The 15,285-nt window shown below is 71.0% G+C and carries 14 protein-coding genes; 12 read left to right on the top strand and 2 right to left on the bottom strand.

The features are described from left to right. Nucleotides 1-15 precede the first annotated feature (15 nt). Nucleotides 16-2,802: an alpha/beta fold hydrolase gene (locus OG609_RS45110; protein ID WP_327278535.1), complete on the top strand. Its 2,787-nt coding sequence runs from the start codon at nt 16-18 to the stop codon at nt 2,800-2,802. 94 nt (nt 2,803-2,896) lie between these two features. After that, on the top strand, nt 2,897-3,451 hold the full coding sequence (locus OG609_RS45105; protein ID WP_327278534.1) for a hydrolase: 555 nt from the start codon (nt 2,897-2,899) through the stop codon (nt 3,449-3,451). Here OG609_RS45105 and OG609_RS45100 read toward each other — a convergent pair. Beyond that, nucleotides 3,448-5,154 carry an ABC-F family ATP-binding cassette domain-containing protein gene (locus OG609_RS45100; RefSeq protein ID WP_327278533.1) on the bottom strand — a complete coding sequence of 569 codons (1,707 nt, stop codon included), beginning with the start codon at nt 5,152-5,154 and terminating at the stop codon, nt 3,448-3,450. The genes OG609_RS45105 and OG609_RS45100 overlap by 4 nt on opposite strands. Further along, nucleotides 5,147-6,784, bottom strand: coding sequence for a ribosomal protection-like ABC-F family protein (abc-f, locus tag OG609_RS45095; RefSeq protein WP_327278532.1), 1,638 nt, complete (start codon nt 6,782-6,784; stop codon nt 5,147-5,149). The genes OG609_RS45100 and abc-f overlap by 8 nt, the downstream gene beginning before the upstream one ends. Nucleotides 6,785-6,894: 110 nt before the next feature. On the opposite strand from abc-f, the gene OG609_RS45090 reads away from it, so the two are divergent. The 10 genes from OG609_RS45090 (at nt 6,895) to OG609_RS45045 (ending at nt 15,086) form a co-directional block, all read left to right on the top strand. Further along, complete coding sequence (locus OG609_RS45090; RefSeq protein ID WP_327278531.1) at nt 6,895-7,071, top strand: hypothetical protein; 177 nt, start codon at nt 6,895-6,897, stop codon at nt 7,069-7,071. Nucleotides 7,072-7,187: 116 nt separating this feature from the next. Next, the gene (gene pqqA, locus OG609_RS45085; RefSeq protein WP_327278530.1) at nt 7,188-7,295 is read left to right on the top strand and encodes a pyrroloquinoline quinone precursor peptide PqqA; all 108 of its coding nucleotides are present in this window, start codon (nt 7,188-7,190) and stop codon (nt 7,293-7,295) included. 33 nt (nt 7,296-7,328) lie between these two features. Continuing rightward, nucleotides 7,329-8,051, top strand: a complete 723-nt coding sequence (gene pqqC, locus OG609_RS45080) for a pyrroloquinoline-quinone synthase PqqC (protein ID WP_327278529.1) — start codon at nt 7,329-7,331, stop codon at nt 8,049-8,051. Continuing rightward, nucleotides 8,048-8,320 carry a pyrroloquinoline quinone biosynthesis peptide chaperone PqqD gene (gene pqqD, locus OG609_RS45075; RefSeq protein ID WP_327278528.1) on the top strand — a complete coding sequence of 91 codons (273 nt, stop codon included), beginning with the start codon at nt 8,048-8,050 and terminating at the stop codon, nt 8,318-8,320. Before pqqC ends, pqqD begins: the two co-directional genes overlap by 4 nt. Further along, nucleotides 8,313-9,407, top strand: coding sequence for a pyrroloquinoline quinone biosynthesis protein PqqE (gene pqqE / locus OG609_RS45070; protein WP_327278527.1), 1,095 nt, complete (start codon nt 8,313-8,315; stop codon nt 9,405-9,407). The genes pqqD and pqqE overlap by 8 nt, the downstream gene beginning before the upstream one ends. After that, nucleotides 9,404-10,300, top strand: coding sequence for a pyrroloquinoline quinone biosynthesis protein PqqB (gene pqqB / locus OG609_RS45065; RefSeq protein ID WP_327278526.1), 897 nt, complete (start codon nt 9,404-9,406; stop codon nt 10,298-10,300). The genes pqqE and pqqB overlap by 4 nt, the downstream gene beginning before the upstream one ends. A gap of 205 nt (nt 10,301-10,505) precedes the next feature. Further along, nucleotides 10,506-11,498: a ParB/RepB/Spo0J family partition protein gene (locus OG609_RS45060; RefSeq protein WP_327278525.1), complete on the top strand. Its 993-nt coding sequence runs from the start codon at nt 10,506-10,508 to the stop codon at nt 11,496-11,498. Between the two features lie 125 nt (nt 11,499-11,623). Continuing rightward, entirely contained in the window at nt 11,624-12,916 is a 1,293-nt protein-coding gene (locus OG609_RS45055) for an SGNH/GDSL hydrolase family protein (protein ID WP_327278524.1), read from the top strand. Between the two features lie 663 nt (nt 12,917-13,579). Then, on the top strand, nt 13,580-14,242 hold the full coding sequence (locus OG609_RS45050; protein ID WP_327278523.1) for a DUF402 domain-containing protein: 663 nt from the start codon (nt 13,580-13,582) through the stop codon (nt 14,240-14,242). A 316-nt stretch (nt 14,243-14,558) separates the two neighbouring features. Beyond that, nucleotides 14,559-15,086 (top strand): DUF6879 family protein, encoded by a 528-nt coding sequence (locus tag OG609_RS45045; protein WP_327278522.1) that lies wholly within the window; start codon nt 14,559-14,561, stop codon nt 15,084-15,086. Nucleotides 15,087-15,285 lie beyond the last annotated feature (199 nt).

The raw sequence follows: 15,285 nt of genomic DNA, 5'->3' as shown, positions 1-15,285 counted from the left end.
GAATCGAGAGTGGGCATGGACGAGCTGCTTGAGGATGAGACCCCGGTCGTGGTCGGCATGTCCTGCCGGTTCGCCGGCAGCGACGGCCTGGAGGAGTACTGGGAACGCCTGCGGCTCGGCCGCAGCGCCGTGGGCACCACCGGGCGCTGGGCGGGGGAGGAGGACGGCGCCGCCTTCGTCGGCGGTTTCCTGGACGGGCACCAGGACTTCGACGCACGGTTCTTCCGGATATCGCCGAACGAGGCGCAGTGCATGGACCCGCAGCAGCGGATCCTGCTGCAGTCGGTGCAGCACGCCGTCGACGACAGCTATCTGACGCCCGCGGACCTGCGCGACCTGGACTGCGGCGTGTTCGTCGCCGGGCTGCCCGGCGACTACCGCTCGCTGATGGCGCAGCGCGGCGACCTCGTCCACGGAACCCACAGCTTCCTGGGCAACGCGCCCTCGACGCTGTCGGGCCGCATCTCCTACTTCTACGACATCACCGGCCCGTCGATCACGCTGGACAGCGCGTGCTCCTCGTCGCTGGCGGCGCTGCACGAGGCGGTGCTCAACATCCGGGCCGGACAGTGCCGTGCTGCGGTCGTCGGCGCCGTGTCGGTCTTCAGCACCCCCGAGGTGCTGCGCTTCGCACAGCGTTCCCGGATGAGCTCCCCCGAAGGCGCGTCGCTGCCCTTCACCGACGCCGCCGACGGATTCGTCCCGGCCGAGGGCGCCGCGTCGCTCGTCGTCATGCGGTACGACGAGGCCCGCGCCCGGGGGCTGCGGATCTACGGCGCGATCCAGGCGACCGGCACCAACCACAACGGCACCACCAACGGCCTGATGGCGCCGAGTTCGCAGCTGCAGTCCCGGCTGATCGCCGGGCTCTACGAGCGCGAGCGGATCGACGTCTCGCGGATCGCCTATCTGGAGACGCACGGCACCGGGACGCCGCTGGGCGACCCCATCGAGCTGGAGGGCCTGCGGTCCGCCTTCCGCAAGGCCGGCGGCGAGGGCTGCCACCTCGGCGCCGTGAAACCGCTCATCGGGCACACCCTGGTGGCCTCCGGCCTCGCGAGCGTCGTCAAGGCACTGCTCGCCTTCCACCACGAGACGATCCCGCCGGTGGCCGCCACCGGCGACGCGGTCTCCTACCTCGACGTCGCACCGTTCAGGGTCAACCGGGAACCGCTGCCGTGGCCGCGGGACAAGCCGCTGTGCGCCATCAGCGCCTTCGGCTTCACCGGCTCCAACGGGCACGTGATCCTGCGCAAGCTGCCCGACGGGCCGACGGGCCAGGACGCGGTGGACCGCCGCCCCGGGCGGGCGCTCCCCTTCTGCCTGTCGGCCGCGTCACGCGACAGCCTCGCGACGCTGGCCGGCCGCACCCGGGCACTGGTCGCCGAGCTGCCGGACGACCGGCTCTGGGACCTCTCCCAGCTGCTGCTGCGCCGCCCGCGCCACCCGCACGAGCAGGTGGTGGTGGCCCGTACCCGGGGCGAACTCCTCACCGCCCTCGACGCGTTGGCACGGACCGGCCAGGGCGGCCGGGCGCCCCGTGCCGCGGATATCGACCGTCTTGAGGCCGCCCTGCGCGACCTCGTCGTCCTGTGGCGGGCGCAGGACAGCACCTCCGCCCTCGGCCGCAGGCTGGACGCACCGGCCGACCTGGCACGGATCGCGCTGCCCGCCTACCCCTTCGAGAAGCGGCGGCACTGGGTGCTCGAGGACACCCCCGCACCAGAATCCGAACCAGAACCCGAACCGGAAAGGGGGCCGGAACCTGTGGACGACGGCCTCGTCGACCAACTGTGCGCTCAACTGTCGGACCTGCTGGGCTTCGAGGAGGGATCGGGCGAGGTCGTACCCGGCACCAGAATCGTCACGCTCGGCCTGGACTCGCTCTCGGCCGTCCAACTGCTGAGCCCCTATCAGAAGGCCGGAAGCCCCATCAAGGCGCACGACCTCTTCCGCCACGAGACGGTGGCCGAGCTCGCCGCCGCCATCGGCGGCACTCCGGCCGGGCCGAAGAAGGAGGCACGGGCCCCCGGCGACGCGGCGGCGGACCCGGCCCGCCCCGCCCGCCGAGCCGCACCGCTGATCAAGTGGGCCCAGTACGGCGACACGGGGCGGCCCACCCTGCTGCTCCCGCCGCTCAACTGTGACCAGCGGGCATGGACCCAGCAGATCCCGGCGCTGCTCAGGGAAGGGCGTAAGATCTACGTCCCCACGTATCCGGGGCACGCGGACACCCCCTTCGACGAGGAGCGCTTCTCCTTCGAGGCGCTCGCGGACGAGGTGGCCGACTTCCTGCGGGACACCGCGGGCGGCCCGGCAGACCTCGTCGGCTGGTCCCTGGGCGGCTGCGTCTCGACCCTGACCGCCCTGCGGCACCCGGAGCGCGTCGCCTCGCTGACCCTCGTCAGCTGCGCGCCCCGCTACGGCGAGGACGCCTTCGAGCGGACCCTCGACCTGCGCGAGGAACTGCGCGTGCACGGGGGCCTGCTGGAAGCGGTGTTCGGCGCGGGCGGCAACCTGGCCGAGAGGTTCGGCGCGAACGCTTCGATGGACATCCTGCGCTGCTACTACGCGGCGCTGACGGACTTCGACGTCGTCGACCGGCTCCCGGACCTCACCACGGACTGCCTGGTGGTCCGCGGACTGGGCGACTGCGTCCTCGACGAGGAAGCGGTCGCGCAGTACGCCAAGGTCCCCAGGGCGCGGGTGCGTGAGTTCGCGGACCACGGGCACTACGTGCCGCTCACCGCGGCGCGGGACTTCAACACGACGCTGACGGAGTTCTGGGCCGAGCGCGCCTGACACGCGACGCCGTACGGCACACCGGAAACACCAGTCCACCACTCCATCACTTCACTACTCCACCACTCCTCACGAAACGGATCGGTTGCGGGACATGCTGGTAAGCGCGGACAAGGCCTCGGTCGTCCTCTTCGACATGCAGTTGGAGCTCGTCCCACTGCTGCTGGAGGGCACCCAACTACTGCACAACACCTGCTGGACGGCGGAGGTGGCGCGGGAGTTCGACCTTCCGGTGCTGCTCACCGAGCACAAGAAGCTGGGCGGTCTCTCCCTGTCGCTGCACGAAGCGGCCGAGGGCGCGACCCGGCTGGAGAAGGAGCACTTCGACCTGCTGCGCGAGCAGCCCATCGCCGAGTACGTGGCGGCCTCCGACCGGGACCAGTACGTGCTGGCCGGTGCGGAGACCCACGTGGTCATCCTCCAGTCGGCGCTGAGCCTGCTGGAGCAGGGCAAGACGGTGTTCGTGCTGGCCGACACCGTCTCCGCCCGCAACCAGGCGGACCACGAGCTGGGCCTGGACCGCCTGCGCCGGCTCGGGGTGCACCTGATCACGCGGGAGATGTTCTTCTTCGAGCTGATCCGCAACTCCGAGGACACCCGCTACCTCGACCTGGCCAAGAAGTACCTGGACGGCCGCTACATCCGCTAGGGCCGCGCCAGCCGCCCGTCGGACAGCTCTAGGAGCCGGTCGCGGTGGCGCTCGCGCAGGGCCCGGTCGTGGGTGACCGTCACGACCGGGCCCCTGAAGCGTTCCACCGCCTCCAGCAACTGCTCGACCAGCACCAGGCTGAGGTGGTTGGTGGGCTCGTCCAGCAGCAGCAGATGCGGTCGCTCGGCGAAGAGCAGCGCGAGGTCCAGGCGCCGCCACTGGCCGATGGAGAGCCGGTTCGCCGGAGTACCGAAGTCCCCGGGGCTGAACAGACCGAACCGGGTCAACTCGGCGGCGGCGTCCTCGACATGGGCCGCGCGCCGCGCGGCGAACGCGTCGAGGAGACCACGCCGTTCCGCCCGGAAGTCGCTGTCCTGCGGCAGGTAGCCGATGCGCAGCCCCGGCGCCCGCTCCACCTCCCCGGCGTCCGGGGCCCGCTCACCCACCAGCACCGACAGCAGCGTCGACTTGCCCGCGCCGTTCGGACCGCTGATCACGTACCGGCTGCCGGCGGCCAGTTCCAGGTCCGCGTCCCGCAACACCTGTCCGACTCGCAGGCCGGTGCCCCGCAGCAGTACGCCGTCGGCCGGCTCCAGGACCTCATCGGCCGTCTCCGCGTCCTGCGGGGGAGCGAAGTCGAGAGGCTCCGGCGGCCGCGGCACCGCCTCGTCGAGCAACCGTCGCAGATGCATCTGGGCGGCGCGTCCGGTCCGGGCGACGGCCCGTTCGGCGCCGCTGCCCGCGGCGTCGTAGGACAACTTGTCGTTGTCGGCCCTGCCGCTGAAGACGCGCCCGCTCGTGGTGGCCCGGTGCACACGCCGCCGGGCCTCGGCCAGCTCCTTGCTCCACTCGCAGTACCGCTGCCACCAGCGCTCTCGCGCCGCGGCGCGTTCGGCGAGGTAGTCGCGGTAGCCGCCGCCGTAGCGGACGGTGGAGCCGCGGGGGCCGTCCAGGTCGACGATGGCGGTGACGGCCGCATCCAGCAGAGCCCGATCGTGCGAGGCGATCAGACACGGCCCCCGGTACGCGGCGAGCCACTGGACGAGCCAGTCCAGCGCCCGGTCGTCGAGGTGGTTGGTGGGCTCGTCGAGCAGCAGCCCGGCCGGTTCGTCGAGCACCAGCGCGGCCAGGGCGAGACGGGCCCGCTCACCGCCCGACAGGGTCCGCAGGTCACGGGCCCGGTCCAGTCCGGCCAGGCCGAAGACGTCAAGGACCTCGCCGACGCGGGCGCCGAGTTCCCAGCCGCCGCGCCGCTCGAACTCCTCCTGGAGCCGGCCGTACTCCTCCATGACCGCGTCGAGATCGCCCTCGTCCGACGACATCCGCTCCTCAGCGGCACGCATCCGCCGGGACATCTCCTCGAACTGTGCAGTCGCCTGGGACAGTACGTCCTCGATGGTAAAACCGGCCGGGAAGTCCGGCTGTTGGGGCAGGAACCCCACCTGACCGGTCACCGCGCGCACCACCTCGCCGCGCTGCGGGGCGAGTTCACCGGCCAAGGCGCGCAGCAGGGTGGACTTCCCCCGGCCGTTCTCACCGATCAGGCCCACCCGCTCGCCGTGGGAGACCTTGAGCGAGACGTCGTGCAGCACCACGCGGTCGCCCAGTACGCAGTGCAGGTTCTCGGCGAGCAGGTGCGCGGAGCGGTGGTCGGCGGACAGGATGTCCTGCCCACCGGGCAGGTGTGAGGACGCGTCAGCCATGGTCGGGCGCCCCCGTCTCCTGCAGGCGGCCGTCGGACATCCGCAGGCAGCGGTCCACCCCGATCTCCTTGACGAACCGCTCGTCGTGGCTGACCACGATGAACGCGCCCTCGTAAGAGTTGAGGGCCCCCTCCAACTGCTCGACACTGTCGAGGTCGAGGTTGTTGGTCGGCTCGTCGAGCAGCAGCAGCTGCGGCGCCGGTTCGGCACCCAGGACACACGCCAGGGTGGCGCGCAGCCTCTCGCCCCCCGACAGGGCCCCCACCGGCAGATGCGCCGCGGCCCCGCGGAAGAGGAAGCGGGCCAGCAGGTTCAACCGTTCCGCCTCGGGCTTGTGCGGCGCGTAGGCGGCCAGGCACTGGGCGACGGTGCGGTCCAGCGGCAGCGTGTCGAGGCGCTGGGAGAGATAGGCGATCCGCCCCTCCGCCCGCTTGAACTTCCCGTGCTGCGCTTCGATTTCACCGCTGATGACGCGCAGCAGGGTGGACTTGCCGACGCCGTTGCGGCCGGTCAGCGCGATCCGCTCGGGCCCTCGGATGGTGAGGTCGACCCCCTTGCCCGCGAAGAGGTCTCGCTCTCCGTACCGGACGTTGATGCCCTCGCCGAGGAAGACGGTACGTCCCGCCGGCACACGGGTGTCGGGCAGCTCCAAGGTGATCCTGCGGTCGTCGCGGAGCATCCGGCTCGCCTCGTCCAACCGGTTCTTGGCGTCGGCGAGGCGCTGGCCGTGCGTGTCGTTGGACTTGGCCGCCGACTCCTGGGCGCGCCGCTTGAGCGTGCCCGCGGCCATCTTGGAGATGCTGCCCTTCGCGGCGGCCCGGGCTCCGACACCGGCCCGGCGCGCCGCCCGTTCACGGGCCTGCTGCAACTCCCGCTTCTCCCGCTTGACCTGCTGCTCGGCGGTGCGGATGCTCTTCTCGGCGGTCTCCTGCTCGGCGCGCACGGCCTCTTCGTAGTCGGTGTAGTTGCCGCCGTACAACCGCATGCCGCCCGAGTCGAGCTCGGCGATGCCGTCCATGCGGTCGAGCAGCTCACGGTCGTGACTGACCACCAGCAGACAGCCGTTCCAGCTCTCCAGCACCTGGTAGAGCCGGTGGCGGGCGTCCAGGTCGAGGTTGTTGGTCGGTTCGTCGAGCAGGAGCACATCGGGCTGTCTGATCAGCTGGGTCGCGAGTCCCAGGGAAACGACCTGGCCGCCGCTGAGGGCGTGCAGCCGCTGGGTCAGCGGGATGCCGTCGAGCCCCAGGCGGTCGAGCTGGGCACGGCTGCGTTCCTCGATGCCCCAGTCGTCGCCGACCGTGGCGAAGTGTTCCTCGTCCACGTCCCCGGACGCGATGGCGTCGAGCGCCTCGATGACCGGTGCGATGCCGAGCACCTCGGCCACAGTCAGATCGCCGGTCAGGGGCAGGGTCTGGGGGAGGTAGCCGAGCAGGCCCTTGACGGTCACGGACCCGCGGTTCGGGCTCAGTTCACCTGCGACCAGTTTGAGCAGGGTGGACTTGCCCGCGCCGTTGGGTGCGACCAGGCCGGTGCGGCCCTCGCCCACGGTCCAGGACAGGTCCTGGAACACGGGGGTGCCGTCGGGCCAGGAGAAGGAGAGATTCGAGCAGACGATGCTGGCGTCGGACATATACGCATGCCTCGCAGATGATGCGGGCGCACCGAAGCACGCCCAGAGGGGTGGGGTGGTCAGAGCACGTGAGACCGGGCCACGCGGCCGCGCACACTCAGTGCACAGCGGTGGCAGTCGACATCCGGGTATCACCCGGTGATGTCGTCGTCACCCGCGATCACCACGGCTACCTCTCCTTCGGCTACACCATCAGCGCTTCACGCTACCAGAAGGGGAAGTCGCCGCCGGTTGAATCGGGTCACGACCAACTGCCGCCGGGGTCAAGGACGTACACACTCTTCTGACGTAAGACAAATTCTTGAGCAGAACGCCAGCGACTGACATTGCCGTCCCTTCACGTGCATCGTTAGTGTCGCTCTCGATCACTCGGAAAGCACCATTCTGCGAAAAGGAGCGTCGCATGCGAACTGCCGACAAGGAACCCCGCACCAAGACGGCATGGCACCGTCCCGATTTCGTTTCTTTCGACACCGGCATGGAAGTCACCGCCTACTTCAGCCGAGACTGACCCACTGCCGCAGGAAAGGACGCAGGCATTTCGATGTCCGTGACGCATGAGGTAGACGCTCCCTGGAGCGAGGCTGATTTCCGGCAGGCGCTCCACGCGCTGGAGTCGTCGTACTGGGACCGCCACCCGTTCCACCAGCGGATGCACGAAGGTCTGCTGGGCAAGGAGGAGCTGCGGCTGTGGGCGGCCAACCGCTGGTACTACCAGAGGTGCCTGCCCCAGAAGGACGCCGCGATCGTGGCCAACTGCCCGCTGCCCGAGGTACGGCGGCAGTGGCTGTCCAGGATCGTCTACCACGACGGCACGGACGCTTCCTCCGGCGGCGCGGAGAAATGGCTGCGTCTGGGCGAAGCGGTCGGCCTGCGCAAGGGCGAGGTGCTCGACGAGCACCTCGTCCTTCCGGGCACGCGCTTCGCCGTCGACGCCTACGTGGACTTCGCCCGACGCCGCCCATGGCTGGAGGCGGCCGCGTCAGGGCTGACCGAGCTGTTCTCCCCGGGCCTGCTCGCCCACCGCCTCGGCCGCCTCCGGGAGCACTACCCATGGATCGCGGAGGAGGGGTTCGAATACTTCACCGCACGGATCGAGGTGGTCGGCCCCGAGGGGCAATCCCTGCTGGACCTGGTGGCACGGCACGCCGTCACCCGGGAACAGCAGGAGGCCTGCGTCCGGGCGCTGGCGTTCAAGTGCCAGGTCCTGAACGCGGTTCTGGACTCGCTCGACTACCACACGGGAAACGGAGCCCCACGGTCATGACCAGCCTGCCCGAGCCCACCGTGCCGCGCCTGCGGCCCGGAGTCCGGCTGACCAGCGATCCCGTACGCGGCGAACTCGCCCTGCTGCCCGAACGCGTCGTGGTCCTCAACGACACCGCGGCGGCGGTGCTCACCCACTGCGACGGCACCGCCACCGTCGGCCGCATCGTCGAGCACCTCGCACAGGACTACGAGGGCGTGCACACCGAGGACGTCTGCGAGCTGCTCCTGCGGCTGGCGGAGCGCCGGGTGGTGGACCTCGATGTCTGAGCCGGCCGTCCGCGCACCGCTGGGCATGCTGATCGAGCTGACCCACCGCTGCCCCCTGCACTGCCCCTACTGCTCCAACCCCCCCGAACTCGCCGCCCGCTCCGAGGAACTGACCCGCGAGCAGTGGACGGACATCCTCACCCAGGCCCGTGAACTCGGCGTCGTGCAGATGCACTTCTCCGGCGGCGAGCCGCTGGCCCGCCCCGACCTGCCGGATCTGGTCGGCCACGCCCGGCAGCTCGGCGCCTACGTCAACCTGGTCACCAGCGGCGTCGGCCTGACCGCCGACCGTGCACGGGACCTCGCGCAGCGAGGGGTCGACCACGTCCAGCTCTCCCTCCAGGACGCCGATCCACGGCTCGGCGACCAGGTTGCCGGAGCCCGTGTCCACGGCGCCAAGCTCAAGGCCGCAAAGGCCGTCACCGCCACCGGACTCCCGCTCACCGTCAACGTCGTCCTCCACCGCAGGAACATCGACAGGGTCGAGCGGATCGTGGACCTCGCCGTCGACCTGGGCGCCGACCGCATCGAGTTGGCCAACACCCAGTACTACGGCTGGGGGCTGCGCAACCGCGCCGCGCTGATGCCCACCGCGGACCAACTCACGGCCGCGCGCCACGCCGTGCAGCGTGCCCGCGCCAAGCACGCGGGCGGCCCGGAACTGGTCTACGTGGCGGCCGACTACTACGACGACCGGCCCAAACCGTGCATGGACGGCTGGGGCAGCACCCAGCTGACCGTGACCCCTACCGGCGACGTGCTGCCGTGCCCCGCGGCGTCCGCCATCACCACCCTGCCGACGGAGAACGTGCTGCGCCGTTCGCTGTCGGAGATCTGGTACGCCTCACGCTCCTTCAACGCCTACCGGGGCACCGGCTGGATGCGCGAACCGTGCCGGACCTGCCCGGAGCGCCACACCGACCACGGCGGCTGCCGCTGTCAGGCATTCCAGCTCACCGGCGACGCCGCGGCCACGGACCCGGCCTGCGGCCTCTCCCCGCACCGCTCGCTGGTCGACGCGGCGCTCGCGGAGGTCACCGACGGGGCACCACCGGCGTTCGTCCCCCGCCTGCCGGTGGCCCCATGAAGGTGATCCTGCTCGGCACCGCAGCCGGTGGCGGCTTCCCGCAGTGGAACTGCGCCTGCGCGCTGTGCACCCGCTGCCACCGGGGCGAACTGCCCGCGCGCTCCCAGGAGTCCGTCGCCGTCAGCGGCAACGGCCGCGACTGGTGGCTGCTCAACGCCTCCCCCGACATCCGCACCCAACTCCTGGCCGCGCCCGCCCTGCGGCCAGGACCCGGCCCGCGGGACACCCCCGTGCGCGGTGTACTGCTTACCGACGCCGAGCTCGACCACACCCTGGGGCTGATCATCCTGCGCGGCGGCACGGACCTGACCGTGCATGCCGCGCCCCCGGTGCGCGAAGCGCTCACCGCCGACTTGCCCCTGCACGGCCTGCTGGACCGCTACGCGCCGTGGGGCTGGCACGACAGCACTGCGCCCGGCGGCTTCGCACTGGACGGCGGGCTCACCGTCACCGCGCACCCCGTCAGCTCCAAGGCCCCCAAGTTCATGGGAAGGCCGGCCTCGGATGCCCCGTGGGTGGTCGCCTACCGCATCGAGGACCCGGCGACCGGCGGAGCGCTGGTCTACGCCCCGTGCCTGGCGGCCTGGCCGGACGGGTTCGACGAACTGCTGGCGTCGGCCTCCTGCGTCCTGCTGGATGGAACGTTCTTCAGCGCCGACGAGCTGGGCACGGCCGTGCGCTCTGGGGACGCCGGGCAGGCGCTGATGGGCCATCTGCCCGTCAGCGGCCCCGGCGGCAGCCTCGCCGCTCTCGCCCGCCATCCGCACCTGCGCCGGATCTACACCCACCTGAACAACACCAATCCCCTCCTTGACTCTTCCTCGCCCGCCGGTGGAGCCGTGCGAAAGGCAGGCGCCGAGGTTCTGCCTGACGGCAGCGAACTCACTCTGTAATCCTTAGCCGTTCTCCAGCGTTTCTCCACCAATTCTGGCTCGCATTTCAAGGGCATCCGTTACCGGCGAAGAACGAATCTGTGTACCGTGCAGAACTCGGACTGGCGGTCATGGAGTCGAAATTGTGGGGAGCTGAGTGAGGTAGATGTCCGATTCCCGTGCACTTCTTTTCGAGTCGGCGCGAGAGGAATCCGAGCCCCCGACAATGACGGCGGCTCTGGCAGGGACCCTCGACTACGACATCGCATCCGTACCGGTCTCGTCGCTCCTGCCCGGCTACTCCCCCCGCCTGCAAGGGGAGGACAGCGCGCACGTCGCCCGGCTGGCAGAGCTCGACGAGCCGCTTCCGCCGATCCTCGTGGAGCGGTCCACGATGCGGGTGATCGACGGCATGCACCGCCTCATGGCCGCCTGCGCGAAGGGCCGTACGACCATCGAGGTGCAGTTCTTCGACGGCGCGGCCGAGGAGGCGTTCCTCCTCGCGGTACGGTCCAACATGGCGCACGGACTTCCCCTGTCCCGGGAGGACCGCGGGGCGGCGGCGGAGCGCATCCTCGCCCAGTGGTCGCACCTGTCGGACCGGGCCGTGGCACGCATCGCGGGCATCGGCGCCAAGACCGTGGCGGCCCTGCGGTCCGCGTCGGCAGGTGCGACGCCCCACCCGCAGGCCCGTCAGGGCAGGGACGGCAAGGTCCGGCCGCTGGACGGCGCGGAGGGCCGCTGGAAGGCCGCCGAACTACTGACGGAGCGCCCCCAGGCCTCTCTGCGCGAGGTGGCCCGGCAGGCCGGCATCTCACCGGCGACGGTCAGCGACGTCCGCAAACGACTCGCCTCCGGCCGCTCTCCCGTACCGGAACGGGACATGCCGGAGCACCGGCCGGCCGCCGGCACCCAGAACTGTGCAAAGCCGCAGCACAGCGCGGCAGGGGAAACCACGAGCGTGGCCCGCCCGCTCAGCCCGATCCGCCCGGTCGAGGGCGCGCCGATGGACAAGCTCCTGCGCGACCCGTCGCTACGGCACAAGGAAAGCGGCCGCCAATTGCTTCGCCTGCTGCAACGCAGCGCCCTGGAGCCACGGGAACTGCAAAAGATGGCCGAAGTGGTGCCCTCGCACTGCACGGACCTGGTGGCCGACCTGGCGCGGAAGTACGCGGGCATGTGGGCGGAGTTCGCGCGCGAGGTCGGAGAGTCCGGCTGACCCTGCCCGGCGAACGTCTCACTGCCACGGCCGCGCGGCTGAACACCTGAACACCTGACGGCCTCGGCTATCTCCACACGGTCGCACGCGGCCGCCCCACCCACCCCAGGAAAGGTATACGCCCCATGCGCAGACACATACGCGCGCTGCTGAGTTTGCCCCTCACCGCTCTCATTGCCGCTCTCGCCCCGGCGCCCGCAGCACACGGCGCCGGCGCCGGCGCCACAGACACGTTCATCGGCACATGGGCGGCCCCGCCCACCGCCGTGCCCGCCGCCGACTCCACGGTGTACGAGGAGCAGACGCTGAGGCAGCGCGTGCACCTGTCGGTCGCCGGGACCAGCGTGCGCGTGCGGTTCACGAACGAGTTCGGTACGACGCCGCTGGCGATCGGCGAGGCGCACGCGGCCCACCCGGCGGCGGACGGCCCCGCGACCGCCATCGACGCCGGCACCGACCGGGAACTGCGCTTCGACGGCAGCACGTCGACCACCCTCGCGCCCGGCACCCAGCGCTGGAGCGACCCGGTCGAGCTGCCCACGACTGCGGGCGGCGACCTTGTGATCAGCCTGTACCTGCCACAGCCCACCCCCGCCGACACCACGCACTCGTCGGCGTACCAGAGCAACTTTGTCGCGGACGGCGACGTCACCGGCAAGCCCGACCTCACGCCGACCTCGACCACCACCTCGTGGCACTTCCTGTCGGGCGTGGCCGTCAACAGCGCCGACGGGGCAGCGGATTCGGCGCTGGTGACGCTCGGCGACTCCATCACCGACGGCGAGCACACCACCATGGACGCCAACCGCCGCTGGCCCGACCTGCTCGCCGAACGGCTGCGCAGCGACAAGCAGTTGGCCCCTACAGGTGTCGTGAACGCCGGCATCGGCGGCAACCGGCTGCTGCGCGACCCGAACCCGGTCCCGGGATCGCCCGCGGAGTCCTTCGCCGCTTACTTCGGCGAGAGCGGTCTGAAGAGGTTCGACCGGGACGTGCTGGGCCAGCCCGGGGCACGGGCGGTCACCGTGTTCCTCGGCGTCAACGACCTGGGCTCGCCGGGCATCGTCGCGCCCGCCTCCGAGGAGGTGACGGCCCCCGAAATCATCGAGGGATACCGGAAGTTGATCCAGCGTGCCCACGAGCACGACCTGAAGATCCTCGGTGCGACGATCCTGCCCTTCGAAGGCGACACCCTCGGCTACTACACGCCGCAGCGGGAGTCGGTCCGCCAGGCCGTCAACGCCTGGATCCGTACTAGCGGCGCCTTCGACGGCGTCGCCGACCTCGACGCCGCGGTCCGCGACCCCGACCGGCCCGGCCGACTGCTGCCGGCGTACAACGGCGGAGACGGCCTGCACCCCAACGACGCGGGCATGGCCGCGATGGCCCGGGCGTTCCCGCTACAGCTGCTGCGCTGAACGGAGCACCGTGCCGGGGCCTGCCCCCGGCTGCCCAGAGCCCCGACCGCGCGGCGGGCAGGGGGCGGCGGAACCCGAGGCGGCGAGAGAGGGCGGGAACACCCCCCGTCGCCATCTCTCCGGAGCAGGGCAAGTCGAACGTGGTCCTCCGCCTCGTGCACACAGCCTGTCGCCGTCGGCGCTCAGCCGAGATCGCGGCAGGCACGGCACCTCTGCATGCCAGCGGGCGCCCCCTGCAACTCGACCGCTGGGCGTCCGTGAATGTGCCCGTCCTCGTCGGCGGCGGAGACGCGGGCACGCCCCACATGTAGTCGTCCACACCCCGCTACGGCAAGGCCGAAGCCCGTGCCTGGGACTGGCTGCACCCGCGGTTGCGGCAGCGTTCCGCGCCAGCTGCGACGCCGACAGAATCGCCCGGAAGGAAGCCGCGGCTGAAGCCGCCCGCCTCCAGGCCGCCACGCTGCCGGAGCCGGCGGACGACCAGGGCCAGGACCCGGGCAAGCCCCGCCGCGGCCTGTTCCGCCGCCGGGCCTGAGCCGGGCAAGCCCAAGGGGAGCTGGGTAAGCTGCCCCGAACGGCGGCTTGCCCAGCCTGGCCGGGGCGCGCTGAAGTGGTGCCCCGCTGCCGGACGTTCCGGCCGGGGTAAGCCTGGAGGAGGAGCCGATGAAGACCTTCGAGGCGGGAGAGAGGGTCGTACGCCGCGACGTGCACCGTTCCGGGCGGGTGTGGAGCGCGAAGGCCCTGCGGGTCATCGCCGATACGGGCGAGGCGTTGGTGACCGCCTGCGCGCCCGGGGCTCAGGCGCTGTGGCCGTCGCTGTACGCCAAGGCCCGCGCCGACGGTAACCGCACGGTGCGCACCGAGGCGTTCGACGCGATGGCGAGGGGGGAGTGGGAGCTCGAGCCCGGGGTGTGGCAGGAGACGGAGCTGCTGCTGTGGAAGCCGCCGGCGGTGTGGTTCAGCATCAACGCCTTCTACACGACGGCCGGGCTGAGGAACTGGTACGTCAACTTCGAGCACCCCACCCGCCGCACCGATGACGGGTTCGACACCTTGGACCTGACCGTCGACCTTGTCATCGACCCCGACCTGAGCACCCTCACGTGGAAGGACGAAGACGAGTACGCCCACGTCCGGCGCCTGGGCATTGTCACCGACACCGAGCACCAGGCGGTGGAGCTCGCCCGCGCCCAGGTCCTCGCCATGCTCGATGAGCGGGCCGGGCCGTTCGCGGACGCCGACCGGTGGGCATCCTGGCGCTGGAACCCGGCCTGGCCGCCGCCGTGCCTGCCCCGTGTGAGGGAGCCGGCCCCGGAAGGGTGGTGAGCGAGGCGTTGAGGCTGCGCCCTTGACCGAGGGGGTCGGTGCGCGGGACGGTCGGTGCGCAACTGAACGCAACTGGCTCGCCCGGGAGGCGATCACGGCGTTACTTTTCTTCGGCACGGACCCGAACTCGGGTGGAGGGAACTGCCCCGCAGTGTGGGTTGAACCGACACCGCTGAGGGGCCGGAACTGGTCCTGCAGGGCAAGACCGCCGACGCGGCGACGCGGTCCGCCTGTGGCCAGGACAGTCCGCCGGCGGACGACGAGACGGTCATCCGTATCCCGGCCCGGATGGTGTCGCAGATCAGGAAGGCGTGTGATGCCGCAGAAGCCGCCGGTACCCAGCTTTGAGGGCCTGCTCGACTCCGCCAGGCAGCACGCCCTGCACCTGGAACTGCGGGACGTCTACGCCGTGGGGGAGGAGCGGGAGGTCTTTGAGACGTTCCTGAGGGACGGGAGCGTTCCTGCGGACGACTCGGAGTTCTGGGGCGGGTGGCTGCCGTTGGTGGAGCGGACCGTTGCCCGCGGGGTGAGGGTCCTGCGCGCCCGGGTCGTCTCCGAGCCCGTCACCGAGAACATCCGCTTCGAGCACGCCATCACCGACGCCAACCTCCGCGCCGGCGAGGAGGTCCGCTGGCTGCCCCGCCGCCGTGCCTCCACGCTCGCGCTGCCCGGCAACGACTTCTGGCTCATCGACGACCGGATCGTGCGCTTCAACGTCTTCTCCGGTGACGGCCAGGCCCTGGAGCCTGAGCACACCGAAGATCCCAGCGCGGTCAAGCTGTGTGCCGAGGCGTTCCGCTCGGTGTGGGACCTGGCAGTTCCGCACGCGGATTACCGCATCTGACCGACGCACACCCAAGGGCCGCCACGTCATGACGACCGCCTCTCCATCGTCCAGCGCCCAGGGGGCCCGTGAGGCGCTCGCTGTGCGGTTGCAGCACCTGCGTAAGGAGCCGGCCTCACCGGGAAGGAACTCGGAGAAGAAGGCGGACGGCACCACGCTGGTCGCCTCCCACACCTACGCCTACGACGCCAACGGCAAC

It is taken from the genome of Streptomyces sp. NBC_01224 (assembly GCF_036002945.1).
Taxonomy (GTDB): Bacteria; Actinomycetota; Actinomycetes; order Streptomycetales; family Streptomycetaceae; genus Streptomyces.
Note: the sequence above shows the minus strand (reverse complement) of the source record. Positions and strands in the feature narration are given on the sequence as shown.

Coding starts and splice junctions, on each gene's coding strand:
- OG609_RS45110 (WP_327278535.1), top strand. CDS start 16: ATGGACGAGCTGCTTGAGGATGAGACCCCGGTCGTGGTCGGCATGTCC.
- OG609_RS45105 (WP_327278534.1), top strand. CDS start 2,897: ATGCTGGTAAGCGCGGACAAGGCCTCGGTCGTCCTCTTCGACATGCAG.
- OG609_RS45100 (WP_327278533.1), bottom strand. CDS start 5,154: ATGGCTGACGCGTCCTCACACCTGCCCGGTGGGCAGGACATCCTGTCC.
- abc-f (WP_327278532.1), bottom strand. CDS start 6,784: ATGTCCGACGCCAGCATCGTCTGCTCGAATCTCTCCTTCTCCTGGCCC.
- pqqA (WP_327278530.1), top strand. CDS start 7,188: ATGCGAACTGCCGACAAGGAACCCCGCACCAAGACGGCATGGCACCGT.
- pqqC (WP_327278529.1), top strand. CDS start 7,329: ATGTCCGTGACGCATGAGGTAGACGCTCCCTGGAGCGAGGCTGATTTC.
- pqqD (WP_327278528.1), top strand. CDS start 8,048: ATGACCAGCCTGCCCGAGCCCACCGTGCCGCGCCTGCGGCCCGGAGTC.
- pqqE (WP_327278527.1), top strand. CDS start 8,313: ATGTCTGAGCCGGCCGTCCGCGCACCGCTGGGCATGCTGATCGAGCTG.
- pqqB (WP_327278526.1), top strand. CDS start 9,404: ATGAAGGTGATCCTGCTCGGCACCGCAGCCGGTGGCGGCTTCCCGCAG.
- OG609_RS45060 (WP_327278525.1), top strand. CDS start 10,506: ATGACGGCGGCTCTGGCAGGGACCCTCGACTACGACATCGCATCCGTA.
- OG609_RS45055 (WP_327278524.1), top strand. CDS start 11,624: ATGCGCAGACACATACGCGCGCTGCTGAGTTTGCCCCTCACCGCTCTC.
- OG609_RS45050 (WP_327278523.1), top strand. CDS start 13,580: ATGAAGACCTTCGAGGCGGGAGAGAGGGTCGTACGCCGCGACGTGCAC.
- OG609_RS45045 (WP_327278522.1), top strand. CDS start 14,559: ATGCCGCAGAAGCCGCCGGTACCCAGCTTTGAGGGCCTGCTCGACTCC.